Here is an 8,886-nt window from a genome sequence, read left to right as displayed (position 1 = left end):
GCGGCGAACGCGGCGGCGAACACCGGGCGCGCGGGATCGTCCGCACGCACCGGGGACACCAGGACCTCGATGACTCCTCCGCAGGTCAGACCGACCGCGAAGGCGTCGTCGTCGCTGTAGCCGAAGCGCTCGCGCACGGTGGTGCCGTCCTCGATCGCCCGGCGGCACAGCTCGTACACCGCGCCCTCCACACAGCCCCCGGAGACCGACCCGACCGCTGTGCCGTCGCTGTCCACGGCGAGGGCGGCGCCCGGCTGCCGGGGTGCGCTGCCCCCGACCGCCACCACGGTGGCCACGGCGAACGTGCGCCCCTGCCCGGCCCACCGGTGCAGCTCTTCGGCGATGTCCAGCATGGCGTGTCTCCTTCTGACGGTGCAAAGGGGCGGGACCGGTCAGCTGACGCCGAGCCAGCTCTCGATGGGGTGCAGGGCGAAGTACACGACGAAGACCAGCGTAAGGACCCACATGAAGACGCCGACCTCGCGGGCCCTGCCCTGGGCGAGCTTGATGGCCGAGTACGAGATGACGCCCGCGGCGACACCGGTGGTGATGGTGTACGTGAACGGCATCAGGACCACGGTGAGGAAGACGGGTACGGCGACGGAGCGGTCGCCCCAGTCCACGTGCCGGGCGTTCTGCATCATCATGGCGCCGATGACGACGAGGGCGGCGGAGGCCACCTCGGCCGGCACGATCGCCGTGAGCGGGGTGAAGAAGAGGCAGGCGGCGAAGAAGAGGCCGGTGACGACGGAGGCGAGCCCGGTGCGGGCGCCCTCGCCGACGCCGGTCGCCGACTCGACGAACACGGTCTGCCCGGAGCCTCCGGCCACACCGCCGATCGCACCACCGGCGCCGTCGATGAACAGGGCCTTCGACAGGCCGGGCATCCGGCCCTTGCCGTCCGCGAGCTCCGCCTCCGTGCCGACCCCGATGATGGTGGCCATCGCGTCGAAGAAGCCGGCCAGGACGAGGGTGAAGACGATCATGCCGACCGTCATCGCGCCGACGTCTCCCCAGCCTCCGAACTCGACGTTCCCGAAGAGCGAGAAGTCCGGTGAGGAGACCGCGCTGCCGCTCAGCTCGGGCGGGCCGCTGCTCCACGCCCCGGGGTCGATGTCACCGATGGCGTTGACGAGGATCGCGGCCAGGGTGCCGACGACGATGCCGATCAGGATCGCGCCGGGGACGTTGCGCGCCTGCAGCATGAAGATCAGGAGCAGGGTGACGGCGAAGACGAGCACCGGCCAGCCGGCGAGCTCACCCGCCGGGCCGAGGGAGAGGGGCGTCGCCGTCCCCTTGTGGACGAATCCGGCCTTGAAGAGGCCGATGAGGGCGATGAAGAGGCCGATGCCGATGGTGATGCCGTGCTTCAGCGCGAGCGGAATGGCGTTCATGATCAGCTCGCGGAGGCCGGTGACGACCAGCAGGCAGATCACCAGTCCGTAGATCACGCACATGCCCATGGCCTGCGGCCACGTCATGACGGGCGCGACCTGCGAGGCGAGCACCCCGGAGACGCTCAGGCCGGCCGCGAGCGCGAGGGGCACCTTGCCGACGAAGCCCATCAGCAGGGTGGTGGCCGCCGCGGCGAGCGCGGTGGCGGTGATCAGACCCGGCTGGCCGAGCAGTTGGCCCTCGGCGTCCTCGCCGCCGAGGATGAGCGGGTTGAGCAGGAGGATGTACGCCATGGCCATGAAGGTCGTGACGCCGCCGCGCACTTCGCGTGCGACGGTCGATCCCCGCTCGGATATGTGGAAGTACCGGTCGGGCCAGGACCGCCCGGCGGGGACGCGCGGGCCGGAGCCCGCACCCTCCGCGCCGGTCCTGGGTTCCGCGGACTGCTGGGTCATGATGCCTGACTCCCAAGGTTCACAGGGGCACCCGCGTGGAGCTTGTGTGATTGCGGGATTTGGGATGCTGCGAGGCGCACGACCCGGGGGACGGCCCGAGACGGACTCTTCGTGCAGATGGATCGGTGGTGGCGATGGGCTCCGGGCGGTGCGCGGCGCGGGGAAGTGTGACGTTCACGGCAGGCACGCACCGCCCGGAGGTTCTTGAGGAGCCGTCAGGTGCCGGTGATGTGCTCGGGGCGCACCGGCGTCCTGTTCAGCTCCAGGCCCGTCGCGTTCCGGATCGCCGCGAGGACGGCCGGGGTGGACGACAGGGTGGGGGCCTCGCCGATGCCGCGCAGCCCGTACGGGGCGTGGTCGTCGGCGAGTTCGAGCACGTCGACCGGGATGGCCGGGGTGTCGAGGATGGTGGGAATCAGATAGTCGGTGAAGGACGGGTTGCGCACCTTCGCCGTCTTCGGATCGACGATGATCTCCTCCATGACGGCGACGCCCAGCCCCTGGGTGGTGCCGCCCTGGATCTGGCCCACGACCGAGAGCGGATTGAGGGCCTTGCCGACGTCCTGGGCGCACGCGAGCTCGATGACCTTGACCAGGCCGAGTTCGGTGTCGACCTCCACGACCGCGCGGTGCGCGGCGAAGGAGTACTGGACATGGCCGTTGCCCTGTCCGGTGCGCAGGTCGAAGGGTTCGGTGGGCCGGTGGCGCCACTCCAGTTCCACGTCGACCGTCTCGTCCTCGAGCACGTCGGCCAGTGAGGCGAGCACCTCGCCACCGTCGGTGACGACCTTGCCGCCCTCCAGGAGGAGTTCGGCGGTGGCCCAGGCGGGGTGGTACGAGCCGAATCTGCGGCGGCCGATCTCCAGGACCTGCTCCCGGACGGCCTCGCAGGAGTTCTTCACGGCGCCGCCGGTGACGTACGTCTGCCGGGACGCGGAGGTGGAGCCGGCGGAGCCCACCTGGGTGTCCGCCGGGTGGATGGTGACCTGGTTGACGCCCAGTTCGGTACGCGCGATCTGGGCGTGGACGGTGACGCCGCCCTGCCCGACCTCGGCCATCGCGGTGTGCACCGTGGCGACGGGTTCGCCGTTGATGACCTCCATCCGCACCCGGGCGGTGGAGTAGTCGTCGAAGCCCTCGGAGAAGCCGACGTTCTTCAGCCCGACCGCGTAGCCGACGCCGCGCACCACGCCTTCACCGTGGGTGGTGTTGGACAGCCCGCCGGGCAGGGCGCGTACGTCGACGGAGTCGCCCTCGGCGCCGGCCGCGAGCCACTGCTGCTCGGGCGGCAGGGGGCGGGCCTTGACCCGGCGCAGGAGTTCGGCCACGGGGGCCGGCGAGTCGACGGGCTGCCCGGTGGGGAGGAGGGTGCCCTGTTCCATGGCGTTGAGCTGCCGCAGTTCGACCGGGTCCATGTCCAGGGCGGCGGCGAGCTTGTCCATCTGCGCCTCGTAGGCGAAGCACGCCTGGACCGCGCCGAAGCCGCGCATGGCGCCGCAGGGAGGGTTGTTGGAGTAGAGGGCGATCGCCTCGATGTCCACGTCCTCGACGGCGTACGGTCCGACCGCGAGCGAGGAGGCGTTGCCGACGACGGCCGGGGACGCGGAGGCGTAGGCGCCGCCGTCCAGCACGATCCGGCACTTCATGTGGGTGAGCTTGCCGTCCCTGGTGGCCCCGTGCTCGTAGTGGAGCTTCGCGGGGTGGCGGTGGACGTGTCCGAAGAAGGACTCGAAGCGGTTGTAGACCATCTTGACCGGCTTGCCGGTGCGCAGCGCGAGCAGACAGGCGTGGATCTGCATCGACAGGTCCTCGCGTCCGCCGAAGGCGCCGCCGACACCGGAGAGCGTCATGCGGACCTTGTCCTCGGGGAGGCCGAGGACGGGGGCGATCTGCCGGAGGTCGGAGTGCAGCCACTGGGTGGCGACGTACAGTTCGACACCGCCGTCCTCGGAGGGCAGGGCGAGGCCGGACTCGGGGCCGAGGAAGGCCTGGTCCTGCATTCCGAAGACGTAGTCGCCCGTGACGATCACGTCGGCCCGCTCGGCGGCCGCGTCCGCGTCGCCGCGGATGATCGGCTGGCGGTGGACGATGTTGGGGTGCGGGACGTGCCCGGCGTGGTGGTCGGTGCGGCCCTCGTGGACCAGGACCGCGTCGGGGGCGGTCGCGGACGCCTCGTCCGTGATGACGGGCAGGCCGGCGTAGTCGATCTTGATCTTGGCGGCGGCGCGGCGCGCGGTCTCGGGGTGGTCCGCGGCGACGAGGGCGACCGGTTCACCGTGGTGGCGGACCTTGCCGTGGGCGAGGACGGGGGTGTCCTGGATCTCCAGCCCGTAGTTCTTCATCTCCGCGGGCAGGTCGTCGTAGGTCAGGACGGCGTACACGCCGGGGGTGGCGACGGCCTCGCCGATGTCGATGGAGCGGATCTCGGCGTGGGCGACGGTGGAGCGGAGCGTGTGGCCCCACAGCATGTCCTCGTGCCACATGTCGGAGGAGTACGCGAACTCGCCGGTGACCTTGAGGGTGCCGTCGGGGCGCAGGGTGGACTCGCCGATGCCGCCCCGGGTCCCTGAACCCTGGGTGATCTTGGTGGGGGTGCCGGCCGGTACGGACGCGGCTCGTGGGTGCAGCGCCATGGCTATCGGACCGCCTCTTCCTGACGGGCGGCCGCGAGACGAACCGCGTCGAGGATCTTCTCGTAACCGGTGCAGCGGCAGAGGTTGCCGGAGAGCGCCTCGCGGATGTCCTCGTCGGACGGGGAGGGCTGCGCTTCGAGCAGTTCGTCGGCGGCGACCAGCAGGCCGGGGGTGCAGAAGCCGCACTGCACGGCGCCCGCGTCGATGAAGGCCTGCTGGACCGGGGAGAGTTCCGCCGCCTCGGCGCTCCGTCCGTCGGCGGGCCTGGCCTGCCACCGCTGGGCGGCGTCGAGCGAGGTGCCGCAGGCGCCGGCGGCGCAGCCGGTGCCGGGATGGGCGTCGTCGCGGTGCCTGGCGTAGTCCGCGAGGCCCTCGACGGTGACGACCTCGCGGCCTTCCGCCTGGCCGGCCGCGACGAGACAGGAACAGACCGGCACACCGTCGAGACGGACCGTGCAGGAGCCGCATTCGCCCTGTTCACAGGCGTTCTTGGAGCCGGGCAGGCCCATGCGCTCACGCAGGACGTACAGGAGCGACTCACCTTCCCAGACGTCGTCCGCCTCCTGCTTGCGGCCGTTGACCGTGAAATTCACTCGCATGATCAAGCAGCTCCTTCGAGGGTGCGTCCCGCTCCGCGGTACTGCTCCCAGGTCCAGCCCAGCGTGCGCCGGGCCATGATGCCGACGGCGTGCCTGCGGTAGGCGGCCGTGCCCCGTACGTCGTCGATGGGGTTGCAGGCCCCGGCGGCGAGCTGGGCGAACTGCTTCGCCACGGACGGGGTGATGATCTTTCCGCTCTCCCAGAACCCGCCCTCCTCCAGCGCGGCGCCCAGGAACGCCTCGGCCTCCTTCGCCCGTACCGGGGTCGGGGCGGCGGAGCCGATGCCGGTGCGCACGGTGCGGGTCCCGGGGTGGAGGGCGAGGCCGAAGGCGCAGACGGCGATGACCATCGCGTTGCGGGTGCCGACCTTGGAGTACTGCTGGGGGCCGTCGGCCTTCTTGATGTGCACGGCCCGGATCAGCTCGTCCGGGGCGAGGGCGTTGCGCTTGACGCCGGTGTAGAAGTCGTCGATCGGGATCATCCGCGTCCCCCGTACGGACGCGGCCTCGACCTCGGCTCCTGCGGCGAGCAGCGCCGGATGGGCGTCACCGGCGGGCGAGGCGGTGCCCAGGTTGCCGCCGACGCCCCCGCGGTTGCGGATCTGCGGTGAGGCGACGGTGTGCGAGGCGAGGGCCAGTCCCGGCAGCTCGGCACGCAGGTGCTTCATGACGGCGCTGTACGGCACGGAGGCGCCGAGGCGCACGGTGTCCGGGCCCACCTGCCACTCCGACAGCTCACCGATGCGGTTCAGGTCCATGAGGTGGCCGGGCCGCCGGTGGTCGAAATTGATCTCGACCATCACATCGGTGCCACCCGCGATGGGCACAGCCGTCGGATGCTCCGCCTTCGCGGCGAGCGCCTCCTCCCAGCTGGCGGGACGAAGGAAGTCCATGAGTGGCTCTCTTCTTCTCGATCGGGTCGTCCGGGGGCTGGGGACGGCCGGCCCTCGGCCCTGCCGCCTTCCGGCAGGGCCCGTTCCTGTGTTGTTGACGCGGTGTGTGGCCCAGTACACAAGCCTTGCTCCACTCGGTGCAGTCACCGAAACCATGAAGGAATTGGCTGGTCCCCGTCCGTGTCTTGTAGATTCGAACGAATGGCGGGTCCCGGTGGCTCCATCGCACCTCACAGGTCACCCCCGCCGGCCCCCCGCACCAACGAAGAGATCGGCGGCAATCGACGATGCGGCTGCGCGCACTGCTGGACACCGAAGGACTGGGCCTGCGGCTGCTCGGCGGCGAGGACGAGCTGGACCGTTCGGTCCGAGGCGTCATGACGACCGACCTGCGCGACCCCAGCCGCTACCTCTCCGGCGGCGAACTGGTCCTCACGGGGCTGGCCTGGCGCCGGGACGCGTCGGACTCCGAGCCCTTCGTCCGGATCCTGGCGAACGCCGGGGTGGCCGGCCTGGCGGCGGGCGAGGCCGAACTCGGGGCCGTCCCCGACGATCTGGCCGAGGCGTGCCTGCGGCACCGGCTGCCTCTCTTCGCGGTCGACGAGACCGTGGCGTTCGCGACGATCACCGAGCACGTGGTGCGCCAGGTCTCCGGCGAGCGGGCCGGCGACCTCGCCGCGGTCGTGGACCGCCACCGCAGGCTGATGACCTCGGGCCCGGCCGGCGGCGGCCCCGAGGTGGTCCTCGACCTGCTCACCTCCGACCTGGACCTGCGTGCCTGGGTCCTGTCCCCCACGGGCCGGCAGATCGCCGGAGCGGGTGAGCCCCTGCCCCCGCACATCGGTGCGGAACTCGCGGGCCGGCACCTCGCGGCGACCCGCACCGGCCGTCCGGGTCCGCACCGGGCGGAGGTGGACGGCACCGCATATTCGCTGTTCCCGATCCGGAACACCGGGCGGGGGGCCGCGCCCGCCCCGTCCCGCGATGCGCGGGAGTCCGTGCTGTCGGACTGGCTGCTGGCCGTGGCGGCCGACGCGGGCGACTGGCCGGCCCCTCGGCTGGATCTGCTCCAGGGCGTCACCCAGCTGATCGCCGTCGAACGGGACCGCCGCGACGCGGCCCGCACGGTGCGCCGCCGGCTCGCCCAGGAGATCCTGGAGCTGGTCCGGACGGGTGCCGCCCCGGCCGAGATCGCGGCGAGGCTGCGGGTGGCCGCACCGGTCCTGCTGCCGGGGCTCGGCACGGCGCCGCACTGGCAGGTCGTGGTGGCCCGGGTCGAGTGGGAGGCGAAGGACACGGACCTGTCGGGCGGCCGGGCCGCACAGGCCCTGCTGGAGGAGATCCTGGTCGACCCGGCGGTGGCGGGCCCGGACTCGGCCGACCGGATCGCCGTGGCGCACACGGGCGAGGAGGCGATCGCCCTCGTGCCGCTGACCTCGCGCACCTCACCGGACGTGGACGGGGCCGGCACGCCGGAGGAGTCCGGCGTGCCGGAGCGGCAGGACGCCGCGCTGCACGCCGACGCCCTGCTCTCCGCCGTCCGCGCGCCGCTCTCCGCCGGCCTCGCGGAGGACGGCCGCCTGACACTGGGGGTCAGCGCCCCGGTCCATTCCGCCGAGGGGCTGCGCGGTGCGCTGGAGGAGGCCCGGCACGCCCGCCGGGTCGCGGCGGCCCGGTCGGGCCCGGTCTGCGCGGCGGGCCACCACGAGCTCGCCTCGCACGTCCTGCTGCTGCCCTTCGTCCCGGACGACGTCCGCCGCGCGTTCACCGCCCGGCTCCTGGACCCCCTGCGCGACTACGACCGGCGGCACCGCGCCGAGCTGATCGAGACGCTGGAGACCTTCCTGGACTGCGACGGCTCCTGGACCCGCTGCGCGGCCCGGCTGCACCTGCACGTCAACACACTGCGCTACCGCGTCGGACGTATCGAGCAGTTGACGGGACGTGACCTTTCGCGCCTGGAGGACAAGCTCGACTTCTTCCTCGCCCTGCGTATGAGCTGATGTCCCGGGCTTATCACAGTCCTCCCGGGCTCCAGATGATTGTGAAAACTTTCACCTGACATCGATCCCACCCCTTGGCCCGGCGTGCCATTCCGTGCTGAGATGCGCGCAGACCCTGGCCGACCGGCTTGTGCCGGCCGGCCTCCACAGCTCGATGGCGCGCTCGGGGAGGGCAATGTGGCGCATACCGCCATGTCTGGTTCCGGAACGACAGCAGATGACGATCCGCCGCTCCAGACCGCGGTATGGCGGCTGCGCTCACGAGCCTGCTGGACGGACGCCGCCGCGCTGCTCGAACCCCGGGCGGCCACCGACCCCGCGGCCGCTCTCCAGCGCACCTCGCTGCTGACCGAGCGGTGCCTCTACACGGGCGCCGGCTGGACGGACGCCGAGGACGCTCTGCGCAGCGCGGAGGCGCTCGCCCAGGACGACTCCGAGCGCGGGGCGGCCGCCTGCGAGCGCGGATACCTGGCCTACGCCTCGACCCTGCTGAGGGCGCGCGACCGGGCCGACGAGGCCAGCGTGGCGCTCAGCAGGGCCGCGGCCCTGCTCTCCCCCGCGGCACCCGGCCGGCCCCTGCTGGACTTCCGCCGGGGCCTGATCGCCCAGAACATCGCCGACTCCCCCGAGTCCGCCCGCGCCGCCTACCGCAGGGCGCACGCCGGTGCCACGGCCCGGGGTGACGAGCTCCTGCTCTCCTTCACCTGGCGGCACCTCGCCTCGCTCTCCCTGCACGAGGGTGAGCTCGCGGAGGCGCGGCACGGCTTCGCGGAGTCGTTGCGCATACGGGTGGAGCTGGGCTATCTCGTAGGCACGGCTCCGGCGCTCATCTCGCTCGCGGACGCCGAGCCGGAGCCCGAGGCGGCCGCCCGGCTGCGCGCCGAGGCGGGCCGGCTGTTCCGGCTGCT

General features: G+C 72.2%; 7 protein-coding genes. 2 read left to right on the top strand and 5 right to left on the bottom strand.

The genetic code is table 11. The features are described from left to right. From VN520_RS20585 to VN520_RS20565, 5 genes are all read right to left on the bottom strand, one after another. On the bottom strand, positions 1-353 hold a 353-nt coding region (locus VN520_RS20585), incomplete at its 3' end, for an XdhC family protein (protein ID WP_325748404.1). Between the two features lie 39 nt (positions 354-392). Then, positions 393-1,850, bottom strand: a complete 1,458-nt coding sequence (locus VN520_RS20580; RefSeq protein WP_325748403.1) for an NCS2 family permease — start codon at positions 1,848-1,850, stop codon at positions 393-395. 215 nt (positions 1,851-2,065) lie between these two features. Next, positions 2,066-4,483 (bottom strand): xanthine dehydrogenase family protein molybdopterin-binding subunit, encoded by a 2,418-nt coding sequence (locus VN520_RS20575; protein ID WP_325748402.1) that lies wholly within the window; start codon positions 4,481-4,483, stop codon positions 2,066-2,068. A gap of 2 nt (positions 4,484-4,485) precedes the next feature. Next, positions 4,486-5,082, bottom strand: a complete 597-nt coding sequence (locus tag VN520_RS20570; protein WP_325748401.1) for a (2Fe-2S)-binding protein — start codon at positions 5,080-5,082, stop codon at positions 4,486-4,488. 2 nt (positions 5,083-5,084) lie between these two features. Beyond that, positions 5,085-5,975, bottom strand: a complete 891-nt coding sequence (locus VN520_RS20565) for a xanthine dehydrogenase family protein subunit M (RefSeq protein ID WP_325748400.1) — start codon at positions 5,973-5,975, stop codon at positions 5,085-5,087. 287 nt (positions 5,976-6,262) lie between these two features. Here VN520_RS20565 and VN520_RS20560 point away from each other — a divergent pair, with 287 nt between their 5' ends. Further along, entirely contained in the window at positions 6,263-7,978 is a 1,716-nt protein-coding gene (locus tag VN520_RS20560) for a PucR family transcriptional regulator (RefSeq protein WP_325748399.1), read from the top strand. Positions 7,979-8,170: 192 nt separating this feature from the next. Continuing rightward, positions 8,171-8,886, top strand: a 716-nt coding sequence (locus VN520_RS20555) for a hypothetical protein (protein WP_325748398.1), incomplete at its 3' end; no start/stop codon positions are given.

It is taken from the genome of Streptomyces sp. (genome assembly GCF_035563135.1).
In the GTDB taxonomy this organism is placed as follows: domain Bacteria; phylum Actinomycetota; class Actinomycetes; order Streptomycetales; family Streptomycetaceae; genus Streptomyces.
Note: the sequence above shows the minus strand (reverse complement) of the source record. Positions and strands in the feature narration are given on the sequence as shown.

Bases quoted from the DNA above. Each gene is read 5' to 3' on its own strand.
- VN520_RS20580 (WP_325748403.1), bottom strand. From the start codon at position 1,850: ATGACCCAGCAGTCCGCGGAACCCAGGACCGGCGCGGAGGGTGCGGGC.
- VN520_RS20575 (WP_325748402.1), bottom strand. From the start codon at position 4,483: ATGGCGCTGCACCCACGAGCCGCGTCCGTACCGGCCGGCACCCCCACC.
- VN520_RS20570 (WP_325748401.1), bottom strand. From the start codon at position 5,082: ATGCGAGTGAATTTCACGGTCAACGGCCGCAAGCAGGAGGCGGACGAC.
- VN520_RS20565 (WP_325748400.1), bottom strand. From the start codon at position 5,975: ATGGACTTCCTTCGTCCCGCCAGCTGGGAGGAGGCGCTCGCCGCGAAG.
- VN520_RS20560 (WP_325748399.1), top strand. From the start codon at position 6,263: ATGCGGCTGCGCGCACTGCTGGACACCGAAGGACTGGGCCTGCGGCTG.